At 39.3% G+C, this 18,089-nt stretch carries 34 protein-coding genes and 1 other annotated feature; of the genes, 13 read left to right on the forward strand and 21 right to left on the reverse strand.

The features are described from left to right. Positions 1 to 6: 6 nt before the first annotated feature. The 10 genes from FC98_RS06985 to FC98_RS07025 all read right to left on the reverse strand — a co-directional run bounded on the left by FC98_RS06985 (position 7) and on the right by FC98_RS07025 (position 6,409). Positions 7 to 726 carry an MBL fold metallo-hydrolase gene (locus tag FC98_RS06985; protein ID WP_054655293.1) on the reverse strand — a complete coding sequence of 240 codons (720 nt, stop codon included), beginning with the start codon at positions 724 to 726 and terminating at the stop codon, positions 7 to 9. Further along, positions 723 to 1,808: a hypothetical protein gene (locus FC98_RS06990; RefSeq protein WP_054655292.1), complete on the reverse strand. Its 1,086-nt coding sequence runs from the start codon at positions 1,806 to 1,808 to the stop codon at positions 723 to 725. The genes FC98_RS06985 and FC98_RS06990 overlap by 4 nt, the downstream gene beginning before the upstream one ends. Positions 1,809 to 1,812: 4 nt before the next feature. Beyond that, entirely contained in the window at positions 1,813 to 3,759 is a 1,947-nt protein-coding gene (locus FC98_RS06995) for an AAA family ATPase (protein ID WP_162254958.1), read from the reverse strand. Between the two features lie 129 nt (positions 3,760 to 3,888). Then, on the reverse strand, positions 3,889 to 4,107 hold the full coding sequence (locus FC98_RS07000; RefSeq protein ID WP_054655288.1) for a hypothetical protein: 219 nt from the start codon (positions 4,105 to 4,107) through the stop codon (positions 3,889 to 3,891). A 14-nt stretch (positions 4,108 to 4,121) separates the two neighbouring features. After that, entirely contained in the window at positions 4,122 to 4,247 is a 126-nt protein-coding gene (locus FC98_RS15335) for a hypothetical protein (protein ID WP_258434650.1), read from the reverse strand. A gap of 3 nt (positions 4,248 to 4,250) precedes the next feature. Further along, positions 4,251 to 4,550 carry a hypothetical protein gene (locus FC98_RS07005; RefSeq protein WP_054655286.1) on the reverse strand — a complete coding sequence of 100 codons (300 nt, stop codon included), beginning with the start codon at positions 4,548 to 4,550 and terminating at the stop codon, positions 4,251 to 4,253. Continuing rightward, complete coding sequence (locus tag FC98_RS07010) at positions 4,528 to 5,040, reverse strand: helix-turn-helix domain-containing protein (protein WP_054655284.1); 513 nt, start codon at positions 5,038 to 5,040, stop codon at positions 4,528 to 4,530. Before FC98_RS07010 ends, FC98_RS07005 begins: the two co-directional genes overlap by 23 nt. Before the next feature lie 95 nt (positions 5,041 to 5,135). After that, positions 5,136 to 5,870, reverse strand: coding sequence for an antA/AntB antirepressor family protein (locus FC98_RS14240; protein ID WP_082602810.1), 735 nt, complete (start codon positions 5,868 to 5,870; stop codon positions 5,136 to 5,138). A gap of 27 nt (positions 5,871 to 5,897) precedes the next feature. After that, positions 5,898 to 6,203, reverse strand: coding sequence for a hypothetical protein (locus FC98_RS07020; RefSeq protein WP_054655280.1), 306 nt, complete (start codon positions 6,201 to 6,203; stop codon positions 5,898 to 5,900). Next, entirely contained in the window at positions 6,203 to 6,409 is a 207-nt protein-coding gene (locus tag FC98_RS07025) for a helix-turn-helix domain-containing protein (RefSeq protein ID WP_054655278.1), read from the reverse strand. Before FC98_RS07025 ends, FC98_RS07020 begins: the two co-directional genes overlap by 1 nt. Positions 6,410 to 6,537: 128 nt before the next feature. On the opposite strand from FC98_RS07025, the gene FC98_RS07030 reads away from it, so the two are divergent. Further along, the gene (locus FC98_RS07030; RefSeq protein ID WP_054655276.1) at positions 6,538 to 6,864 is read left to right on the forward strand and encodes a helix-turn-helix domain-containing protein; all 327 of its coding nucleotides are present in this window, start codon (positions 6,538 to 6,540) and stop codon (positions 6,862 to 6,864) included. A 17-nt stretch (positions 6,865 to 6,881) separates the two neighbouring features. Next, positions 6,882 to 7,178, forward strand: a complete 297-nt coding sequence (locus FC98_RS07035) for a hypothetical protein (protein ID WP_054655274.1) — start codon at positions 6,882 to 6,884, stop codon at positions 7,176 to 7,178. Here the strand turns inward: FC98_RS07035 and FC98_RS07040 are convergent. Both FC98_RS07040 and FC98_RS07045 read right to left on the reverse strand, forming a co-directional pair. Continuing rightward, positions 7,175 to 7,552, reverse strand: coding sequence for a hypothetical protein (locus tag FC98_RS07040; protein ID WP_056949367.1), 378 nt, complete (start codon positions 7,550 to 7,552; stop codon positions 7,175 to 7,177). The two genes, FC98_RS07035 and FC98_RS07040, sit on opposite strands and share 4 nt — an antisense overlap. A gap of 3 nt (positions 7,553 to 7,555) precedes the next feature. Next, the gene (locus tag FC98_RS07045; RefSeq protein ID WP_054655270.1) at positions 7,556 to 7,756 is read right to left on the reverse strand and encodes a hypothetical protein; all 201 of its coding nucleotides are present in this window, start codon (positions 7,754 to 7,756) and stop codon (positions 7,556 to 7,558) included. Positions 7,757 to 7,821: 65 nt separating this feature from the next. On the opposite strand from FC98_RS07045, the gene FC98_RS07050 reads away from it, so the two are divergent. Then, positions 7,822 to 8,043 (forward strand): DUF2188 domain-containing protein, encoded by a 222-nt coding sequence (locus FC98_RS07050; RefSeq protein ID WP_054655268.1) that lies wholly within the window; start codon positions 7,822 to 7,824, stop codon positions 8,041 to 8,043. On the opposite strand, the gene FC98_RS07055 is transcribed toward FC98_RS07050, so the two are convergent. Both FC98_RS07055 and FC98_RS07060 read right to left on the reverse strand, forming a co-directional pair. Beyond that, positions 8,040 to 8,240, reverse strand: a complete 201-nt coding sequence (locus FC98_RS07055) for a hypothetical protein (protein WP_056949368.1) — start codon at positions 8,238 to 8,240, stop codon at positions 8,040 to 8,042. The genes FC98_RS07050 and FC98_RS07055 overlap by 4 nt on opposite strands. 15 nt (positions 8,241 to 8,255) lie before the next feature. Further along, the gene (locus tag FC98_RS07060) at positions 8,256 to 8,468 is read right to left on the reverse strand and encodes a hypothetical protein (protein WP_054655266.1); all 213 of its coding nucleotides are present in this window, start codon (positions 8,466 to 8,468) and stop codon (positions 8,256 to 8,258) included. A gap of 97 nt (positions 8,469 to 8,565) precedes the next feature. On the opposite strand from FC98_RS07060, the gene FC98_RS07065 reads away from it, so the two are divergent. Next, positions 8,566 to 8,847: a hypothetical protein gene (locus tag FC98_RS07065; protein WP_054655265.1), complete on the forward strand. Its 282-nt coding sequence runs from the start codon at positions 8,566 to 8,568 to the stop codon at positions 8,845 to 8,847. Here FC98_RS07065 and FC98_RS07070 read toward each other — a convergent pair whose 3' ends face one another. Together FC98_RS07070 and FC98_RS07075 are read right to left on the reverse strand one after the other, a co-directional pair. After that, positions 8,848 to 9,045 (reverse strand): hypothetical protein, encoded by a 198-nt coding sequence (locus FC98_RS07070; RefSeq protein WP_054655263.1) that lies wholly within the window; start codon positions 9,043 to 9,045, stop codon positions 8,848 to 8,850. It abuts the gene before it with no gap. A gap of 21 nt (positions 9,046 to 9,066) precedes the next feature. Beyond that, positions 9,067 to 9,315 carry a helix-turn-helix domain-containing protein gene (locus FC98_RS07075; RefSeq protein ID WP_056949369.1) on the reverse strand — a complete coding sequence of 83 codons (249 nt, stop codon included), beginning with the start codon at positions 9,313 to 9,315 and terminating at the stop codon, positions 9,067 to 9,069. Between the two features lie 156 nt (positions 9,316 to 9,471). Here FC98_RS07075 and FC98_RS07080 point away from each other — a divergent pair, with 156 nt between their 5' ends. From FC98_RS07080 to FC98_RS14245, 9 genes are all read left to right on the forward strand, one after another. Next, on the forward strand, positions 9,472 to 9,870 hold the full coding sequence (locus FC98_RS07080; RefSeq protein ID WP_065101495.1) for a helix-turn-helix domain-containing protein: 399 nt from the start codon (positions 9,472 to 9,474) through the stop codon (positions 9,868 to 9,870). A gap of 73 nt (positions 9,871 to 9,943) precedes the next feature. Continuing rightward, a complete protein-coding gene (locus FC98_RS07085) occupies positions 9,944 to 10,279 on the forward strand; it encodes an ImmA/IrrE family metallo-endopeptidase (RefSeq protein ID WP_235803603.1) in 336 nt (111 codons plus the stop codon). Positions 10,280 to 10,302: 23 nt separating this feature from the next. Beyond that, positions 10,303 to 11,217: a hypothetical protein gene (locus FC98_RS07090; protein WP_003560138.1), complete on the forward strand. Its 915-nt coding sequence runs from the start codon at positions 10,303 to 10,305 to the stop codon at positions 11,215 to 11,217. 119 nt (positions 11,218 to 11,336) lie between these two features. Beyond that, positions 11,337 to 11,747: a hypothetical protein gene (locus FC98_RS07095; RefSeq protein WP_056949372.1), complete on the forward strand. Its 411-nt coding sequence runs from the start codon at positions 11,337 to 11,339 to the stop codon at positions 11,745 to 11,747. Then, the gene (locus tag FC98_RS07100) at positions 11,737 to 12,090 is read left to right on the forward strand and encodes a hypothetical protein (protein WP_056949373.1); all 354 of its coding nucleotides are present in this window, start codon (positions 11,737 to 11,739) and stop codon (positions 12,088 to 12,090) included. The genes FC98_RS07095 and FC98_RS07100 overlap by 11 nt, the downstream gene beginning before the upstream one ends. A gap of 67 nt (positions 12,091 to 12,157) precedes the next feature. Beyond that, positions 12,158 to 12,526, forward strand: a complete 369-nt coding sequence (locus FC98_RS07105; protein WP_054655253.1) for a hypothetical protein — start codon at positions 12,158 to 12,160, stop codon at positions 12,524 to 12,526. 58 nt (positions 12,527 to 12,584) lie between these two features. Further along, entirely contained in the window at positions 12,585 to 12,962 is a 378-nt protein-coding gene (gene mscL, locus FC98_RS07110) for a large-conductance mechanosensitive channel protein MscL (RefSeq protein WP_056949374.1), read from the forward strand. 84 nt (positions 12,963 to 13,046) lie between these two features. Continuing rightward, positions 13,047 to 13,280 (forward strand): hypothetical protein, encoded by a 234-nt coding sequence (locus FC98_RS07115; RefSeq protein WP_054655251.1) that lies wholly within the window; start codon positions 13,047 to 13,049, stop codon positions 13,278 to 13,280. Between the two features lie 104 nt (positions 13,281 to 13,384). After that, positions 13,385 to 14,572 (forward strand): tyrosine-type recombinase/integrase, encoded by a 1,188-nt coding sequence (locus FC98_RS14245; RefSeq protein WP_082602814.1) that lies wholly within the window; start codon positions 13,385 to 13,387, stop codon positions 14,570 to 14,572. 170 nt (positions 14,573 to 14,742) lie between these two features. Here the strand turns inward: FC98_RS14245 and rplL are convergent, their stop codons facing one another. The 5 genes from rplL to FC98_RS07145 all read right to left on the reverse strand — a co-directional run bounded on the left by rplL (position 14,743) and on the right by FC98_RS07145 (position 18,073). After that, positions 14,743 to 15,108 carry a 50S ribosomal protein L7/L12 gene (gene rplL, locus FC98_RS07125; protein ID WP_040471984.1) on the reverse strand — a complete coding sequence of 122 codons (366 nt, stop codon included), beginning with the start codon at positions 15,106 to 15,108 and terminating at the stop codon, positions 14,743 to 14,745. A 40-nt stretch (positions 15,109 to 15,148) separates the two neighbouring features. Next, positions 15,149 to 15,661, reverse strand: coding sequence for a 50S ribosomal protein L10 (gene rplJ, locus FC98_RS07130; protein ID WP_040471994.1), 513 nt, complete (start codon positions 15,659 to 15,661; stop codon positions 15,149 to 15,151). Between the two features lie 27 nt (positions 15,662 to 15,688). Next, positions 15,689 to 15,797 (reverse strand) — a sequence feature (ribosomal protein L10 leader region). 63 nt (positions 15,798 to 15,860) lie between these two features. After that, complete coding sequence (gene rplA / locus FC98_RS07135) at positions 15,861 to 16,568, reverse strand: 50S ribosomal protein L1 (protein WP_056949375.1); 708 nt, start codon at positions 16,566 to 16,568, stop codon at positions 15,861 to 15,863. Positions 16,569 to 16,670: 102 nt separating this feature from the next. Beyond that, positions 16,671 to 17,096: a 50S ribosomal protein L11 gene (rplK, locus tag FC98_RS07140; RefSeq protein WP_008858254.1), complete on the reverse strand. Its 426-nt coding sequence runs from the start codon at positions 17,094 to 17,096 to the stop codon at positions 16,671 to 16,673. Positions 17,097 to 17,215: 119 nt separating this feature from the next. Continuing rightward, positions 17,216 to 18,073 carry an alpha/beta hydrolase gene (locus FC98_RS07145; RefSeq protein ID WP_235803604.1) on the reverse strand — a complete coding sequence of 286 codons (858 nt, stop codon included), beginning with the start codon at positions 18,071 to 18,073 and terminating at the stop codon, positions 17,216 to 17,218. Between the last annotated feature and the right edge of the window lie 16 nt (positions 18,074 to 18,089).

Raw genomic sequence — 18,089 nt, forward strand, 5'->3', positions numbered from 1 at the left:
ACCCCCTTACCAAGATCGTTTAGGGGCAACGAGCACAGGAACTCCCGTTAATACTTGCGTCTTTTCTTTAAATAGCTCCTCGTTGCTGTTGTTATCACTGAGATGGATTAATTCAACCCACTTCAGTGATGGTGATAAGTTGCTTTTAATAAAATCTAAACTGTTTTTCATTTCAAAATGGCTAGTCAAGATTCGATTGCGCAATGAGTAATTCAAGATACCTTTGTCGACATTTTTCTGGGCGATCTGCTGGTTGTAATTCATCTCGACCAGCATGTAATTGATATCGTTGAATCGGTACTTAACAAAATAGGTATCGGTAACGTACAGCAGCCGTTCACCCATGCTATCAATAATTAGAAAGCCAGCCGGTTCAGCGGCGTCATGCTTAACTGGGAATGCCGTAACTATCCAATCACCGATCTTGGTTGCTCCAAGCTCTGTCAGTGGCTCATAACGGATACCTGAGAGGTTTAAAGCATTTAAAGTTCCTTGGGTAGCATAAATTGAAAACGCAGTTCTTTGTACGAATTGTTTGATGTACTTTGAGTGATCAGTGTGCTCATGAGATATGAGCATTCCCTGAACTCTGGATAGATCGAAGTCCATTTCTTGCTCGACATGCTTGTAAGCAATCCCGGCTTCAATCAATAGTTGTGATGTGCCATCATCGAGCAAGTAGCAGTTGCCGCTACTGCCGGATCCGAATACTTTGACTTTAATCAAAATGGCTCACCTTCTGTCGTTGGTGCTGGTTGAGATGGCTCGGACTCACAGGATTCGTTCGAATCTGATTCTTGTTTTTTGTCGATGATTTCTGGTTCACCTGATTTAGGTTGTTCTTTGGGAGCTGGTTTTTCAGAAGCGTTATTTTCAACAGCCTTGTCAAAATCCTCACTATTAGCTTCTTCAGTGACGTCCTTACGCATCTGCTTCAAAGAATCGTTAGTAGCTTCCTCATACTTCAACTGAACTAGACCATTGTTGAAGTCCTTGGGAATTTTCTTCACAACATTGTTTCGCATCTTACGGATAATCATCGTTTCTCGGGATTGAGGTTCGCGCCAAGCTGGCGAAATTTTACCGAGATGAATCATTTCAGAACTATCTAGAATCTCATCAAGGGTGTGATCCTTTGCAAACTCCTTGATCTTCTTTAGGCGGTCGAACTTATCTTTCTCACGCATAACGTTATTTGACATGTGCGCTAGAAGATTGTTCTTAACTTGCTGGCGTTCGGTGATAAAGTACTCGGTTGTTGTGGGCCGATCCCCATCACCACGATCAGGGCCTACATACATATCGATTGGGTAAACCACCCGGATGACCTTTTTATCAGTGTCGCCAGTTGGCTCCCAGATGGGCGGTGTGAGTTCAATGCCCATATGCTTCGGGAATTCAAACTTGTCACCCTCACGGACTAGCCAGAATGGGTGAACATAAGCCACATTACGGCCGAAACGACTCAGCAAAGCATCATTGCCGTCGCCCTCAATCCCCATCTCAATCTGCTTGTGCCACTTGCCTTGACGGTCTTTCGAATTGCGAGTTTGGAAGTAAATTTCGCGTGGCTCAGCGTTCGCATTGAGTTGCAAAGCGGCAACTGTTAGAAGAATGTCAGAAATGTTGTTACGGACTTCATTCGGATCCATGTCGTTATCAATCATCACTTGATACATCTGCTGCATAGCACCCGTGACACACATCTTTTGGTATGGAGTCATGTCGAGTGCACTCTTACGAAGCTGTTTCTCAATTTGCGGTACAAAATAATTGCTGACTTTAGTTAAACTAACTTCATTACTCATAATGTTATTCCCCCACTTTAGCTGTTAATTTTTCATCTTTAGAGACAATCAGTTTGATCTGTTGGGCCTGTGTATCAATGATTTGGTTAATGGATTCGGCATTATCAATGAAGATTGGCGCTGTTACTTGGTAGTGTTTGGAAAGTGTATTGATGATATCCAAACCGGCGTTGATACGGGCCGCATTGTTTAAGTCGGTACTGTAAGGCACACCGTCCACCATCGCTTCGCAGATATCATTAATCTCGCCATTCTTTTGCGTTTCAAACAGTTTGAAGTTGACGATCCCAAACAGTGTATTGATTCGTTTTTCAAGCACTTTAACTTTGGTTCGAACGTATTCGTCTAACATGAAGGACTGCTTATCAAGTTGTGCGTATGTCTGTTTGAGTTTCTTTTCCTCGGCTTTCAATTCAGTGATTCGGGCTTGCTGTTTCTCGGCGGTGTCATACTTGGCAATCTCATTGTTAACTTCGGTGATCCCTTGGTTGATCTTATCGACCTTGTCCTGAACGGATTGTTTGGCAGCATTGTTATCCCCAGTACCGTTTTGGATTTGTTGATCGCACTCTGCAATTTGTTTAGTTAGGTCTCTGTAGGTAGTGGTTTCTTCAAACGGTGTAATTGAAGCCGCTTGCGTATTGTATTCCTGTTGCAATTTGGCTTGCTGTTCAGCATACTTATCAACTTGGGCTTGTCGCCGTTCGAGTTGCTCTTTTTTAGTAGCCAGCTTAGCTTGAGTATCCTCGATTCGATCTTTCACCGATTTACCGTTCGCAACGATTTCTTCCATTTGTTTTGAGCGGTTGATATTGAAAGTCGCTTTGAGCTTTGCTTGCTGCTCTTCTGGATATTCACGACCACAAGTCGGGCAAGTCAGTGAACTTTCATCAAACTGTTGGTCTTTAAGTTCGTGATATTGGGTAAGCAGTTTAGACCGAGTATCTTCGTCAACTTCAATCGTGTGGGTCAACTGATCAATCACCTGCTGATCCAGTCGCAGTTCGGAAACAGCGTTATTATGCTTCAACTTAATGTTATTGAGATCGTTAGCAAGGTTAGAGGTCGCAATTTGGCTACCAGCTTGATGAGAAGCCTGTTTAGAATTCAATTCGGACTCTAGCTCCATTTTCTTATTGCGAGCGTCTAGCGAAGAATTAGAACCACTGACGGCTTGCAAGTTAGCTTGTTCCTCGTTGAGCTGTTCGTGATAGGTCTTGAGCATCTCCTCCAAAACTTCTTTGGAGGTACTGGAGGTTTCGGGAATCGCACGGGTGGCTTCATCGATCCGCGACGGCACACCATCAATTTCGATCTTAAGCTGCCGGCGTTGGGCGGCAATGATCTTACGTTGGTCAGCCACACTATGATCGCCAAGCATCTTCTTTAGTTCATCAGGATGCGACGTCTCACTAATCACGGAATCGTCATTAACATCGTCAATCAAAGACATCAGGATTTGCCGACGATCCTGCCACTTAAGATTATTAAAAGCAGTCGGGTTAGTTAGGAGCTTAAAAGTATTCTCATCAATCAAGGAGTCCACAAAAGCCGTGTAGTCCTTAAGCTTGTTAGGCACCTCATCGATGTAGAGCTCTGTCCGGTCGGACTTGCGGACCTTCTCAGCTTGGCCCCGTGGCTTCGCCCAGACTTCGGCGAGCTTACGGCGGAGTGTTGTATCTTTACCGTCAATCTCAAGCGTTGCTTCGACTTCCGGCTCGAGACCCAGAACTTCGTTCCCTGATTCATCGAGGGGCTTAGGATTAAACTTGGATAATTCAGAGCTGTTTTTACCAAACAGTAACCAGAGAAAACCATCAAAAAGTGATGTTTTACCAACGGCATTCTTGCCGGAAATGTTGATGTTTTGGCCGTCTGGTTCGATACTGAAATCATGAATCCCCTTGAAGTTGTGATATGATATTTTAATCAATTTGATTTGTTTCATCATTTGTGACCCCTTCCGATAAGACGTTGCAACCAGCCGTGTTTCGGGCTAGAATAGATTTGTAAATTAATTTGATATGTGCCAAACTTTGAAGTGCTTAGCAATCCGACTTGCTGAGCGCTTTTTGTTTTGTCATTTTTCATCAGTCTCAGCTCCAATCTTTAAAAGTTGAGCTTTGGCTTTATCAAAAATTTCGAACGCATGCACGAGATAGTCATAGTGACTGGCCTTAGCAAACTTACGATTATCAATGCGGCCAACCTCTTTAGCCATCAAGGTTCCGGCCACATGGTTAATGAAATCTCGCTGAACATTAATTCGTTCTGATATTGGTGCCATCGTCTTTTCCATAATGCTTATCTCCTTTAATCGAACCATTCTTTCCAGAAAGCCTTTGGATCTTTATGCCACTGATCGTACTGACCTTTTAGCCAGAACCCCAAAGCGCCTGCCAACAAAATTTGGATCCAAACCGGAATTGTAAGAATCAATTTCTACATCTCCCCTGCAAATATCTGATGCCGCTTAAAATACTTGATGCATTCTTCGCGGTTGTACTTTTTCTGATGCCCCTGAACAACGTGTGGACAGTCTGGATAGTACTTCTCGAAAGTCTTAGTGTCTTTACATGCGAATACTTCTAAGGCTGCCTGAGCTTCAGTTAACGTTGCTTCGCGATACTTTTGATCAATTTGTTTGCTAACTTGATCGGTAATAACTGGAACTAATTGTTTGATTACCGCTTCAACAACATTTTTCGAATCCAGACTGTCAAGATTGACCGTAACTTTCATAGGCGACACCTCCTTGTGGCCGATTGATGATCCATTGTCGAATCAGATTGTGAATCGAAACTTGCATGCTGGTTTGACTGTCCGTTTCTTCACTGAGCTGTTGCAAGTAATACTCAACATCTTGAATGTCCTGCTTCGTAACTTCCGAAGCCTTTTTATTAAAAATCCACATCACCTTGGTATCCAGTGCCTTACGTTCGGCTTCTTCCTTACTTGTTTCGATATATCGGGTTTGCGGAATATCGATGCTGACTTCTTCTGGCGATAAAAGCCTTAGCCCACAAAGATATTCAGCTACTTGATATCTGAATAAATCATCATCCAGATAATTCATCACGCCTAACAACCGATTCAGCGGAATATCACGATCACCAGTCAACCAGTTTGTAATGTTTGATTTTGATAAATGCATCTCGGCGGCAACCTGGCTCTGTGAATACCCTGACCTCGTGATGACATCTCTCAGGTCCTTCCTTATATCAATGCTCATAAATATCGCCCCCTTAAATTTGTGTAATTTCAGTAATGCCGTTCATCCCCTAAAAAGGTACATTAAAAGTAGCAGAGGATTAATAACACTAGCCATTAGCTCAATAGCGTTAGCCGTTCCACTTGCGGATAAACATCTTTGGAAGCCAGAAAATCATATATGAATTTCTGCCCTCGCTGTGTCCACTTCATCGTGTTGGCGACTTTCTTAGTTCCCGTTTTCTGATCAAAGTAGGAAAATGGTTCAATGTGCGTATACCCAAATCCTTGATACTTGGCGTATAGCAACCACGTTTTCCCCTGCCGGTACTGAATCCCCATTTTGTGCATCAACTGATTGAACTTGGCGGTCGACATCCCGTAATTCTTGGCAATCATTGACGTGGTTTCTAACCCTGGATTAGCAAGCATCTTTTGAGTGTAATCCGCAGCCGGCTTAAGCTTCTGATTCTCTTCCATCGAATCAGCCAAGGCTCGTAATGCACTTGGGTAATCTTTCGGTAACGGCAATTGTGGCTGGGCCTTAGCTTGCTTCTCCATTGCGATAAAATATTGTCGAGCTTGCTTGCCTCTGTCCGTTCTTTGAATCATGGATAATTCCTTTGCCATGTCCAAAGTTAAAGCATGATTTACCTGTGGGCGACCGCCTTGAGGTTTCGTACTTTTTTGTTCAAAACCTGCAAAATCAACATTTTCAGTAAATCCATATTCGATCATTCGTTGAATCCAAATTCGATATGGTGTTTCAACTTCGAGGAAGTCATGCAAGTCCCGACCGTCGACAGCAACAGAACCATCTTTTTGTTTGAAAGTTTTAATTAGTTCATTCATTTGTATCATCCTTTCGTTCTTTGAAAACTAAATATCGAAGTCTGCTTTAAACTTCTCAAATAACTTTCGAGCTTCTGGAACCTGTTCATCAGTCAACTTACGAATGTCCTTCAAGCTAAGTTTTAATTTAATCGCCATATTTACTGAAGAAACTAACTGACTCCAGGGAAACAGCTGGTGTCCATCATCGGTATAAGCTCTAGCACACGCCCAGTCATGAACCTCTTGTTTCAGTACCATAGCCTTCGGATTGCTTTGCTTAGTTAATAATCGACGGACAACCGGACGCTCTTCTTCTGGGAATACCTTGAGTTGTTCTTCTGTTACTTGCATTACCTAGTTACCTCCTTTTTCTTCAAAAGGTCATCTGGTGAAACTCCCAATGCTTCAGCAAACTTAGGAAGTTCATCCGCAAATACCTTTCGCTTATTTCTCTCGATACGACTGATTAACGTTTGATCGATATTAACCATTTTTCCTAAATCAGCTTGTGACATCTTTTTCTCTAGTCGATACTTCTGAATATGACTACCAATCATAAAACCGCCTCCTTGACTATGATAATATGACTATTTGTTCTTTTTGTCAATAAAAAAATAACTATTTGTTCTAAAACGCTTATTATAGCTATTTTTTTAGTACAATACTGCATAAGAGGTGCTTATTAATGACAATACATTTTAGAGGTAAAAAGTTAAAAGAACTAAGAAAGTCTCAAGGCATTACCGCTTCTGATCTCGCTGCTAAAATGGGATACTCACAGTCTTATATCAGCCGTTTTGAGACTGATAGAGCAACTCCAGATATAAATGCACTAGGAGATATGCTCCAAATGTTAGGAAGCGATCTACCCAGCTTTTTCAGCAATGAACTATCGCCAGATAAGAGAAAGCTATTGGACGTAATTTCTAAGTTATCTAAGCAACAAATAGGTTTTTTGACCGAATTTCTAAATTCCCTCGACCTCCCACCCCATAATGAGGTAGAAAAATAGGAGGGAGGTGATAAAAATTGCAAGATCATGATGAGATAGAAAATTTTCTCTTGGCTGAATTTGTCAAAGCATCTAAAAACAGTGAAAATATGAAAGCCATATTAAGCAACGTTACAGATGCTAGTGAGGCAAAGGGGTATACAGACGAAAATGTGATTCGCGCATTAAAAGACTTATATGATATCGGATTTACCAACTATGAGATTGATTGGTCAAATACGCCTGGTCCTGAACATGCACGGGTTACTTTACGTGATCATCACGAACCACTAACTGTTAGTGGCTACAGGTATTGGAAGGAAAATATTCGTTAATATTTAGATGAGGGATTCTTTTTTGAGAATCCCTTTCCATTTTCTGTTGTATAGAATCCATAAGAGTCTTCGATTTCGACCACAAAGTAGTTATCATCAGTATCTATAATTGTGTGTATCATATGAGGGTCGCCAAAAATTAACGTCATCGCGTGTCCATGTGGCTCCTTGACAACAATCTTTCTGTAGCGTTCGTTATGGTCTTCCACTTCTTTGTGGGGCTTCGGTTTTAATGCCATACCTGCCATTTGAGATTTGATATAATCAAATAGAAATTCGGTATCGCTCAGACTATAATCGGCTTTTACCAATTCGGTAATAAACGTATTGGCAAGATTCGAAAATTCATCTTGCTTTGTGTGATCTAGTTCCATTACTTAATCTCCTTTTTGAGTTCTAAATGTATCAAACAGTTGACTGACATCCTGCTTCATTCGTTTATTGATTTCATCAGCCAACTTCTTGGGATCTAGTTCAGCTTCCTGATTTTTGATATTCATCTTTGTTTCTTCTGGGCTTGTTTCAATAATGGTTCGGTGAATCAGGCTTCCACAAACATCTTCTTGAATTACTCTCATTCGCTCACCTCCTTTCGCTCCTTTAGTGGGATAATTGAGTCATCCCATTAAAGGTGGTGACATAAATGGCTGATCAACATGTCGTTCCTGATGGTAAAGGCGGTTGGAATGTAAAGGGCGCTGGTAATTCACGAGCAACTGCTAACTTTGATAACAAAAAAGAAGCTGAGAAAGTGGCTCGTAAAATTGCTGACAATCAGCATTCCGAATTAGTAGTTCATAATCGTGACGGAAAAATCTCTCGCAAAGATAGTCATGGTCATGATCCACATCCTCCTGAGGGTTAGTCCTTATTTGGATACGCTTTAATCAAATATCCAGTAGCAGGGGTTGCATCGTCAGTGTTAATCTCTGCTACTTTTTTACCTTCTGTCGTAGTGACCACGATTCGGTCCCAAAACTTACTGTTCAGCATTGAACCGCCAAAATCAGGATCATTAGCTGGATGAACAATTACTACTGGTACTTCTTCTTTTTCACTCATTCGCTCACCTCCTCATTAAAAGTCATCATTGATCTCTGTTGAGTCCTCTGAAGTAGATGGTTCAGTGTTACGTTTGATAGCCTTTAGAATTGCCATTTGATCGTCAGATGGCATAAGATTAACGTTCAAATTAATCTCATAGTTCTTAGCAAGAGTTGCTATTTGCGGTAGCAACTCTTTTAATTCGTTCAACGAATGGACGCTTAGATTCATATTTAACTTATCCATGTATTCACCTCCTTACGTGCTCACCTTGCAGGATTCTCATCAACATCATTCATTTGGTGGGATAATTGGTTTATTCCATTAAAGGTGGTGATAAAGTATGAAGCCTCAAGATGAAGTTCGATTAACTGTTCTTAAGAGCCTTAGTGGCAAAACCAATAAAGATCAAAAAGTGCTTAGCGATTTACTGAATTCTCTGTATAACAAATATTCAGAAAAGAACTGGGTTAATAATATTTTGATCTCAATGGATATTGAAAACGAAGGCTTGATTAACATCCAGTTCAGACAAGATGCAATGGGAAATCTATTAACTGGAATTCCTAGTGGAGCAGAACATTATTTAACTCCAGACGGAGAATACGAACTTGAAAACCGATAGTTAATCTGGTTCGTGGATGAGAAAGGCTTTTCCTTGGTAGAGGGCATAAAGCCTTTCTTTTTCATATCCTTTAAATGGATCACCAACAGTTTCGTATTTATGTGGGTTAAATATAAGTTCAATATCGGTCATACAGAGTGGAATTCGTTCATTGCCTTTCCAATAAAATACGACGCATTCACTATTCTCTTTATCCATTCTTTCACCTCCTTCCATGAATTACGTGCCTACCTTCTGCGCGGAATGTTGAGATTTCGTCAACGATTCAACAAAAATTTTTTTACTAGGGATTTTTAATACTTTTTCTATTATTGGAATCTCACCAACTTGAAAATTCAAATCTCCATTTTCACGCTTATAATAGCTAGATTTGTCATGCAATCCAATAAAATCAGCCATTTGTTGCATTGTAAAGCCTTCATATTTTCGCTTTTTCTTAATCAAGTCAAGATTGATTTCATATTTCATTAAATCACCTCCGTTTCGATTATCTCAACTTACAATTTATAGTATACGTTGAGATTTTAGAAACGTCAACCTATTAGTTGCGATTTTTTCAACTTTTCGTATCTTTTTTAGAAACTTTGATATTATATAGTTGTGAATTTAGAAATGAGGGATAGCATGGCAGATAAATCTTTAGCCAATAAAATAGTTAATCTAAGAGAAGAAGGAAATATTACTCAATCTGAACTCGCACGTCGCCTTGGCCTAGATAAGTCTTCGATGAGTAAGATTGAAAGTGGATCAAGAAAGGTCTCCACAGACGAATTAAAAAGAATATCAGAAATTTTTGAAGTTTCTACTGATTATTTATTAGGAAACACTACTGATCGAAATGGTCATACTCCATCTTGGGCAACCAATGATGATAAAAAAGACCTCAAGAGATTTCTTGAGGAAAATGCCAATGGCATGACTTATGGGGGTGAGGGATTAACTGATGAAGAACAGAAGCAAGTTAGAAGAGTTTTGGAAGGACTTTTTTGGGACAAACAGAAACAAAAAGATAGTCGCAAATAATTTTGTCAGAGAAATGGTCAAAAGTATTGTATTCAATAATGGAACGGCTGATCCTTTTCTTATAACAGAGAAATTGGATATTGAGATTCGTTGGGAAGCATTTGGTCCCCACCCACTCGGCCAAACTGCTTATTTTGATAAATGCCCAATTATCTTGTTAAATGAAAGCATTCGTGATTCCGTACAACGCAATTTTACCTGTGGTCACGAATTGGGTCATATTATTTGCCAACCAGGAATAACTGGGTATCAGACTGGGCGATTAAGCCATGGAACCTGCGAATACGAAGCCAATCAGTTCGCAACTGCGTTGATGGGACTATTATATGTTGAGGAAAATGGATATGGACCCGAAAGCTATTATGACTTAGTTCATAGCTATGGGTCACCATATAATGAATTAGATTAAAAATTATTGAGGGGGATTTAAGAATGGAAGTAAAAGTTATTGTTGCACTCACTTTAGCCATCTTACTGCTAACAGGGTGTGGGCAAAGTTATGGTAAATCAAATGGTAAAAAAACTACCCTTGAATTCAGCAATTTAAAAAATAAAGAAGCTTCAACAAACCGAAAAGGCTATTTTGTTTTAAAAGGTGAAACAACACCGGGCTCAAAAATTGAAACAGATCAAGGACAGTCTACAATCGCCAAAGGAAAAACGTTTAAGTTAAGGCTATCACTGCCTACTCATAAAAAGTGGGATTCTTTTCAAGTGTCAGCTATTCATAAGGGTTTTAAGACTAATTATGATTTTATTGAACTTAATAATCACTCTACAGAATATCTCAATGGTTTAAAAGCCAAAAAGAAAGCAGCAGCCAAAGCAAGCGTTAAAGAAGCTGCTGAATCCTCAAAAGAAGATAGAAAGAAAGAAGCTGCCCCAGCGTCTAGTGAAGTAGCTTCATCGTCTCAAAAATCAGTTAATGAAAATTCTCACACGCATGGCCTGTCCGGATTAAAATATCAAGCCGATAAATATCTAAAGAAAGATAATTCGGTTGCCTTTTATCATCCAGTTAAAGTATTGGGGTACGACGATACCAAACCTTACGTAGCTAACATCGAATTTAAAGCAAACAATGAAAGCAAAGCAACAATGAAAGATGGTGCTGTCTCTATACTTGAGGGTGTAAAAAAAGCCGACTACAAAGATTTTTCAAATATTAAAATATCTTTTACTCAAAATGTATCCAATGCCAATGGCAAAACTTTAAAAAATATCCCAGTTTTAGGATATTCATTTAGCCGAAGTACCCTTGAGTCGATAGATCCTAACAACATGGACAGTTCTGATTTAAGTAAAGTTGCAGATAGTCACTTCGATAAGCACGTTGAAGATGATTAGGATCGGGTTGCAATAAGTCATCGTTAGCTGCACCAATTAGAAGAATCATTGAGATAGTCCTGATACGAATGATGGTGAAACGTAGATCCTATAAATCGTTTAACTTTGTGGAGGTATTCTTGAATATAATAAAAAATAAAATAAGTGCTTTTTTTATAACCGCTGATAGTAAGTCTAAAACTCCGGTTCAACAAATGGATGCTAAAAAAATTCCGGTTACAGGAAAATTAAACTTTTTTATTAGTTTTTACAATTTGACAGAAGAAAAAAATATCTTTATAAAAATCAGAATTAGAACTCCCGATAAGGCATATTCATCTGAAGCCAAATTAGATGATCTAAAAAGAAAATTACAACACATAACTGAAATGCACTTCACTTTAAATTCTGCTTTATTTAAAACTGCTGGAGATATTTCAGCCAAAATAACTCTGTTTGAAAAAGATGAACTAACTAGTAAAGAAACGATCCTTGATTTTTCACACACGTATTGTCGCTTTTTGGGGAGGGCCAAAAATCATGAACAATAAAAAAGTCATTAATGGCCACTTCGAATATCAAAGCAGTAGGCCAACCCGCTCTTCTTTACTTAAAGATTCAGAAGATGAGTATAATGAAGATGGAGGTGGAAATATGGATGATTATGTAACACATCGAGAGCTTGATAAAGCCGTAGAATCTGTGCAAAAAGATATCAAATTATCCCAAGATGAGACGTCGAATCAAATAACTGAATTGTCTGGGAAGATAGATGCATTGTCGGTAAACATTCATAATTTATCAAAAATATCTTGGTGGATAATGACCATCATAAGTGCAGGAATCATTGTCCCATTCGTTATTTTACTTATTAAAACAATTTTCAAGTTATGATTAAACCTTCAAATGGTTCTAAATTCTGATTTTATACTATAAGCTCAAATATTGAGGAGGAATAAACATGAAATTAAAGAAATCGTTATTACTGGGAATTATTGCGTTATCACTTGGTACTGTCGGCATAATCAGTCAGCCCACTACAAGCCAAGCAATGAGTATTTATAATCCTGATAATCCATTTTGGCTGCACTCGCACTGGATAACTACGACGAAGCGGATCGTAGTTCATAAAATTAAGTATATGGAGCCAGAATATAAGAGTTACCAAGTTGCGAGCTATGTTGTACCAAGAGGATACCATTACAAGATTTATGCTTCGCCTACGAACTATCACTGGTTCTTTGATTCCGGAAAATTTAAATCAAACGCACACTATATGTATGTTTCAAACAGACACAGTCACGACTGGTTTAGATTTGGGGTCCACTAAATAACTAGTCCAAATACTGATGACTTTAAAAGCTGAATTATTTGAGGGAGAAACTTGTATGTTAAAAGAATTTAAAGAGTTTATTTCACGTGGTAATGTAATGGACTTAGCAGTTGGTGTCATTATTGGAGCTGCCTTTACCTCTATCGTTAAATCATTAGTTGATAACTTAATTAATCCATTAATTGGTTTCTTCTTGGGACAAATTGATTTTTCTGATCTTGCCTTTAAAGTTGGTAGTGCAACATTCAAGTATGGTGCCTTTATTAATTCCATTATCAATTTTCTAATTATTGCTTTTGTTGTATTTCTGTTAGTAAAAGGTATCAATAAAATTATGCCTAAAAAAGAAGCTCCCACTGCCCCAATCTCAATGGAAGCTCAATACCTGCAAGAAATTGCTGATATTTTGAAAAAGAATAATTCCCAAAAATAGGCTTTCTTGAATAAATTCAATCACGTCAACCTTGCACTTGTTTTTAACTTTTCCACATGGATTTAAAAATGAAAGAAGTAATTTTTGAATTATATAGATATTTTTAATATTAAGCATGAAAATGCTAGAGTTATTAACACAAAAGATGATTTCAATCGTATTTTTATTATTGAAGATAAAAATGGTGTTCGATATACATGTTTGAAACCAGACGCGCAAAAGATGCCTAAAATGACTAGTCACTTCAAAACACTTAAAGCGAAATCAGCTCCATTAAATTATTTAACACCATATTTTACTGGTAAGCGCACTAAATAATAAGAAGCCCACAGAGGGCTTTTTATTTAGAACGTTTAGAGAACATACGTGCCCTATTTTGTAAACAAATCAATTAAAAATACACATTGAAAGGAAATGATGACATGGCAAAATGGAAACCAATGAAGCGCCATCCCAATATCTACGAATACCCAGTTAAAAATGGTAAGAAATACGGAATTCGCTTCACCTACTACGATGCTGAACATAAGCGCCGAGAATACAAAAAAAGTGGCTTTCGTGATTGGCAAGAAGCCGAAGTTGCTTTACACAAATTTCAAAACGATATTGATAATGGATTCATTAACGCTTTGAATAACCGGCGAACAACAGTCGAAGCGTACTATGAAGTAATTCGTAAACGATCAGTTGATATCGGTAAGTGGCGTCCGGCAACAATTGCGCAAAAAGATATGTATTTCGCAAAGCATCTCAAACCTGTATTTGGAAATATGGCGTTAACCGATATTAGTCGGCAACAGTATCAGCATTTTATTGATAGCAAAGTTAAAGATGGCTACGCTAAGACGACCATCAGTACAATAAATTCTGTTATGCAAATCATTATGAATGCTGCTGAACGTAATGATGTGATTTCTAAAAACAAATTAAAAGACATCTCAATTGAAGGTGCTAAGGAGCCTAAGCCAGCCAAGCTGGAACCACAAGATTATCAATTATTCATGAAGACAGCAAGGGAATATTTGAGCAAATATTGGTATACCCTCATCTGCTTATTAGCGCTGGGAGCGCGTCGTGAGGAAATTTCTGGGTTGCGGTATAAGTCCCTTAAGTTTTTTAAGCAAGGTGGCCAGGAAGCCTGTGAGATCACGTACGATATGGCACGCACTCGTTACGAGGAAGGTGGTGGAAAATTAAAGAATCACGCCAGCTATCGCAAAAATTATGTTACGGGAGAACTTGTTGAGCTGTTAAAATTTTCGCTTCAATACTCAAAAAACATATGTACTCAATGTGGCAGACAATACAACAACGACTCATTTCTATTCGTAATGGAAGATTATGGTGAACCTATACATCCAGAATACCCAAACAAAATTTTTAAAAAGGTAGAACGTGCCTGTGGTGTCCACGTTTACCCCCATCTTCTACGTCATTATTTTGCCACAATGGCTAGATCTAATAACTTTTCACCCACTGATATTATGCATTGGCTCGGCCACTCATCTTTAACAATGACAGACTCATATACACGGCCAACGAAGCAGGGAGCTTTAAAATTGATTAACGAAATGAATGGCACTCTTTTTAAACCTAATAATGGCAAGTAATTTCGGAAGTGTGGCAGAAAGCTGTGGCACCTTTTGTAAATGCCACAGAAACTGCCACATAATTATCACTCCGCTTCCTCACATATCCAATTGAAGACACAAAAAAATCGCTTCATATCAACAGTTAATGTCGATATGAAGCGATTTAATTTTATCTAATTATAACCCTATTACTTCAGAGTAACCGTACCACCAACTGCTTCAAGCTTTTCCTTGATTTCGTTAGCTTCGTCTTCAGTAGCGCCTTCCTTAACAATTGAAGGTACCTTGTCAACAAGACCCTTAGCGTCCTTCAAACCAAGACCAGTGATGTCACGGATAGCCTTAATAGCTTTAACCTTTTGGTCACCAGATTCAGTTAATTCAACGTCATATGAGTCTTTAGCAGCAGCATCGCCACCAGCAGCACCTGCAGCAGCAACTGGAGCAGCAGCTGAAACACCAAATTCGTCTTCAATTGACTTAACTAAGTCGTTAAGGTCGGTAATTGAAGCATCTTTTAATTGGTCAATAATATTATCTTTATCAAAAGCCATTATATTTTCCTCCATTATAATTGGAATTATTTAGTACTAACTAGGCAGCATCGCCATCGTCAGATTGTTTTTTGTCGGCAATTGCCTTAACACCATATGCAAAGTTACGTACAGGTGCTTGAAGAATGTTAGCAAGAGTTGATAACAATTCTTCACGGCTAGGCAATGCAGCGTAAGCAGTGATTTCATCAAGACTGGCAACTTCACCGTCAATAACGCCACCCTTCATTTGAAGCGCATCGTTAGTCTTCGCAAAGTTGTGAATAATCTTAGGGCCGGCAATTGGATCCTCTGAAGAGAATGCAACAGCAGTAGGGCCGTTGAAAGTGTCTTTCAATCCTTCAAATCCAGCCTTAACGGATGCCCGATCCAAGATCTTGTTCTTGATAACTTCCATCTTAACGCCTTCATCACGTAATTGCTTTCGCAAATCAGTCACTTCAGCAACGGTTAAACCACGGTAGTCAACAACAACGATTGATGAGGCAGCTTTCAGTAAGTCAGTAACCTCGTCAACCTTCTTTGATTTAATTGCAACAGTTTCTTTACTCAAAATTTCACCTCCCAAAATTTTCGGTTGGGATTTAATAAAAAATCCCCATGCCAACCAAGACATAGAGAAAGTAAATTCCTCGGCAGGATATTAAGGCAAAAGCCACCTGAGTCTTAGGCGTATTTATCAGCAACTAACAGCTTACCATAGACACCGGTTCGCCGTCAATTAGGGATTTTTATTAAAACTCAAAAACTAATTAAGCTTTGGCAGTATCAAATGAATCAAGATCCACTTTAACACCTGGACCAAATGTTGATGAAATCGAAACGTTGTTAACGTAAACGCCTCGAACAGAAGCTGGACGCGCTTTTACGATAACATCAGCAATGGTCTTCAAGTTACCGACTAATTGGTCAGCACCAAACGAAACCTTGCCAACGGGAACAGCAACATTACCATCACGATCAGTCCGATAAGTAACCTTACCAGCTTTAGATTCCTTAACGGCTTTGGTAACATCCATCGTAACCGTTCCGGTCTTAGGGTTTGGCATCAAGCCCTTTGGTCCAAGAACTCGACCTAAACGACCAACTTGAGCCATCATATCAGGTGTTGCAATGGCAACATCGAAGTCAAGCCAACCATCTTGAATCTTTTGAACTAAGTCTGCATCACCAACAAAGTCTGCACCAGCATCCTTAGCTGCCTTAGCATTGTCACCCTTAGCAAATACAATAACGGTTTGTTCTTTACCAGTTCCATTAGGTAAAACAACGGCACCACGTAATTGCTGGTCGGCCTGCTTAGTATCAACGTTTAATTTAAAGACAATTTCAACGGTTGCATCGAATTTTGCAAAATCAATTTTTTTAACTAAATCAACCGCATCACTTACAGGATATGCTTTTTCTTGATCTACCTGTTCAAGTGCTGCTTTATAATTTTTACCTCTTTTACGAGCCATGTGTGTTTTCCTCCTTGCTTTGTGGTTATAACGGATAAACCTCCCACGCGACGTGAAACAGTGTGTCATCGTTAAAAGTCTGCTGATAGCTGGGGTGTTAAATTAATCCTTAACAGTAAAGCCCATGCTACGTGCAGTACCTTCAACCATGCGCATTGCTGCTTCAACATCAGCTGCGTTTAGGTCTTTCATTTTAGTTTCGGCAATTTCTTTAACTTGGTCCTTAGTAACTTCAGCAACCTTGTTAGTATTTGGTTCACCGGAACCCTTTTGAACACCAGCAGCTTTCTTGAGTAACACAGCAGCAGGTGGAGTCTTTGTGATGAAGTCAAATGATCGATCTTCATACACAGTAATAACGACAGGAATGATCATTCCTGCTTGATCAGCAGTACGTGCATTGAATTCCTTCGTGAATCCCATAATGTTGATACCTGCTTGACCTAAAGCAGGACCAACTGGAGGGGCAGGTGTTGCTTTGCCCGCTGGAATCTGCAACTTAACAATATTAGCTACTTTTTTAGCCACGAGACATACCTCCTTAAGTCCGTGTGTGGTAATTGGAGATCAAAATTTCTCCTCCCACGTAAGTATGCATAAACATACCAGTTAAATATACCATAAACATTACTATTGAACAAGACAAATTAGACATTCCAAATAAATTTCGCAATATGAGCATCAACGACCCGATTTTCATGCAATAGTCTATGAGTCGCTCGGCTGCCACGAATTACTAATTCACGGTAGTAAATAATCGGATCCCGCAAAAGATACCTCAACGAAAAAGCGCTCGTCAGCGATACCTGGCCATCATTTTGCTGACTTGAGCTGATTGTTCCAGCAATATTTAGAAACTTAATTCCCCTTGGCATTGCCGTTACTTTCTTCGCCAGAGCCCGGTAAACTGCTGTCTTCTGTTGGGGGCCGGTACTATCAATGGGATAGTCTTCAACATCCCGCGTATTTTTCGCAATCTCGGAATCATTAAATGGCCCGGCAATTGTTATTACTCGATTAACTTTAACCGGAATGTCATGTTGATGATGGGTTAGAAACCAAAAAATCGTAATACATCCCATCGAGTGACCAACAAAATTAATCGTTGAAACACCCCGATTAGCTAATAAATCACAAATTCGCATTAACCATTCTGCCTGCTGTTTAGGGCGTGATCGTTTATCTTGGAAAATCACCTGAATCAGGCACCGATAATCAACAAAATCACCAATGAGCCGCAGCTTACCGTGGCGATCAACAATAATCACCAGCGACTTATTAGCACCATACTTTTTTACGAGCCGTCGCAATAGAAATCCGAATGAAAACCGATTGCCAAAGTAACCGGGTAAAAACAGCGTTGGAACAGCATCAATCTGATTGATCGCCTGCTGATCAACATGGCTATTAATCGGCCTCCCTATTAAAATAAAGGTCTTAGCCAAAAGAACGGAGCCAACCACCAGTATGATTCCCATTAAAGTTAATATGACAATTCCGAACACATTAACCACCTACTTG

Origin of the sequence: Lentilactobacillus kisonensis DSM 19906 = JCM 15041 (genome assembly GCF_001434135.1) — a bacterium.
GTDB lineage: Bacteria > Bacillota > Bacilli > Lactobacillales > Lactobacillaceae > Lentilactobacillus > Lentilactobacillus kisonensis.

What these genes read in the sequence shown, in the direction of transcription:
- FC98_RS07100 (WP_056949373.1), top strand. Translation starts at nt 11,737, where the DNA reads ATGAACAATAAAAAAGTCATTAATGGCCACTTCGAATATCAAAGCAGT.
- FC98_RS14245 (WP_082602814.1), top strand. Translation starts at nt 13,385, where the DNA reads ATGGCAAAATGGAAACCAATGAAGCGCCATCCCAATATCTACGAATAC.
- rplA (WP_056949375.1), bottom strand. Translation starts at nt 16,568, where the DNA reads ATGGCTCGTAAAAGAGGTAAAAATTATAAAGCAGCACTTGAACAGGTA.
- FC98_RS07005 (WP_054655286.1), bottom strand. Translation starts at nt 4,550, where the DNA reads ATGAAAGTTACGGTCAATCTTGACAGTCTGGATTCGAAAAATGTTGTT.
- FC98_RS14240 (WP_082602810.1), bottom strand. Translation starts at nt 5,870, where the DNA reads ATGAATGAACTAATTAAAACTTTCAAACAAAAAGATGGTTCTGTTGCT.
- FC98_RS07075 (WP_056949369.1), bottom strand. Translation starts at nt 9,315, where the DNA reads ATGAAATATGAAATCAATCTTGACTTGATTAAGAAAAAGCGAAAATAT.
- FC98_RS07090 (WP_003560138.1), top strand. Translation starts at nt 10,303, where the DNA reads ATGGAAGTAAAAGTTATTGTTGCACTCACTTTAGCCATCTTACTGCTA.
- FC98_RS06995 (WP_162254958.1), bottom strand. Translation starts at nt 3,759, where the DNA reads ATGATGAAACAAATCAAATTGATTAAAATATCATATCACAACTTCAAG.
- rplL (WP_040471984.1), bottom strand. Translation starts at nt 15,108, where the DNA reads ATGGCTTTTGATAAAGATAATATTATTGACCAATTAAAAGATGCTTCA.
- FC98_RS07025 (WP_054655278.1), bottom strand. Translation starts at nt 6,409, where the DNA reads ATGATTGGTAGTCATATTCAGAAGTATCGACTAGAGAAAAAGATGTCA.
- FC98_RS07045 (WP_054655270.1), bottom strand. Translation starts at nt 7,756, where the DNA reads ATGAGAGTAATTCAAGAAGATGTTTGTGGAAGCCTGATTCACCGAACC.
- FC98_RS07080 (WP_065101495.1), top strand. Translation starts at nt 9,472, where the DNA reads ATGGCAGATAAATCTTTAGCCAATAAAATAGTTAATCTAAGAGAAGAA.
- FC98_RS07050 (WP_054655268.1), top strand. Translation starts at nt 7,822, where the DNA reads ATGGCTGATCAACATGTCGTTCCTGATGGTAAAGGCGGTTGGAATGTA.
- FC98_RS07020 (WP_054655280.1), bottom strand. Translation starts at nt 6,203, where the DNA reads ATGCAAGTAACAGAAGAACAACTCAAGGTATTCCCAGAAGAAGAGCGT.
- FC98_RS07060 (WP_054655266.1), bottom strand. Translation starts at nt 8,468, where the DNA reads ATGGATAAGTTAAATATGAATCTAAGCGTCCATTCGTTGAACGAATTA.
- FC98_RS07030 (WP_054655276.1), top strand. Translation starts at nt 6,538, where the DNA reads ATGACAATACATTTTAGAGGTAAAAAGTTAAAAGAACTAAGAAAGTCT.
- mscL (WP_056949374.1), top strand. Translation starts at nt 12,585, where the DNA reads ATGTTAAAAGAATTTAAAGAGTTTATTTCACGTGGTAATGTAATGGAC.
- FC98_RS07065 (WP_054655265.1), top strand. Translation starts at nt 8,566, where the DNA reads ATGAAGCCTCAAGATGAAGTTCGATTAACTGTTCTTAAGAGCCTTAGT.
- FC98_RS07105 (WP_054655253.1), top strand. Translation starts at nt 12,158, where the DNA reads ATGAAATTAAAGAAATCGTTATTACTGGGAATTATTGCGTTATCACTT.
- FC98_RS07055 (WP_056949368.1), bottom strand. Translation starts at nt 8,240, where the DNA reads ATGAGTGAAAAAGAAGAAGTACCAGTAGTAATTGTTCATCCAGCTAAT.
- FC98_RS07010 (WP_054655284.1), bottom strand. Translation starts at nt 5,040, where the DNA reads ATGAGCATTGATATAAGGAAGGACCTGAGAGATGTCATCACGAGGTCA.
- FC98_RS06990 (WP_054655292.1), bottom strand. Translation starts at nt 1,808, where the DNA reads ATGAGTAATGAAGTTAGTTTAACTAAAGTCAGCAATTATTTTGTACCG.
- FC98_RS07070 (WP_054655263.1), bottom strand. Translation starts at nt 9,045, where the DNA reads ATGGATAAAGAGAATAGTGAATGCGTCGTATTTTATTGGAAAGGCAAT.
- FC98_RS07000 (WP_054655288.1), bottom strand. Translation starts at nt 4,107, where the DNA reads ATGGAAAAGACGATGGCACCAATATCAGAACGAATTAATGTTCAGCGA.
- FC98_RS07040 (WP_056949367.1), bottom strand. Translation starts at nt 7,552, where the DNA reads ATGGAACTAGATCACACAAAGCAAGATGAATTTTCGAATCTTGCCAAT.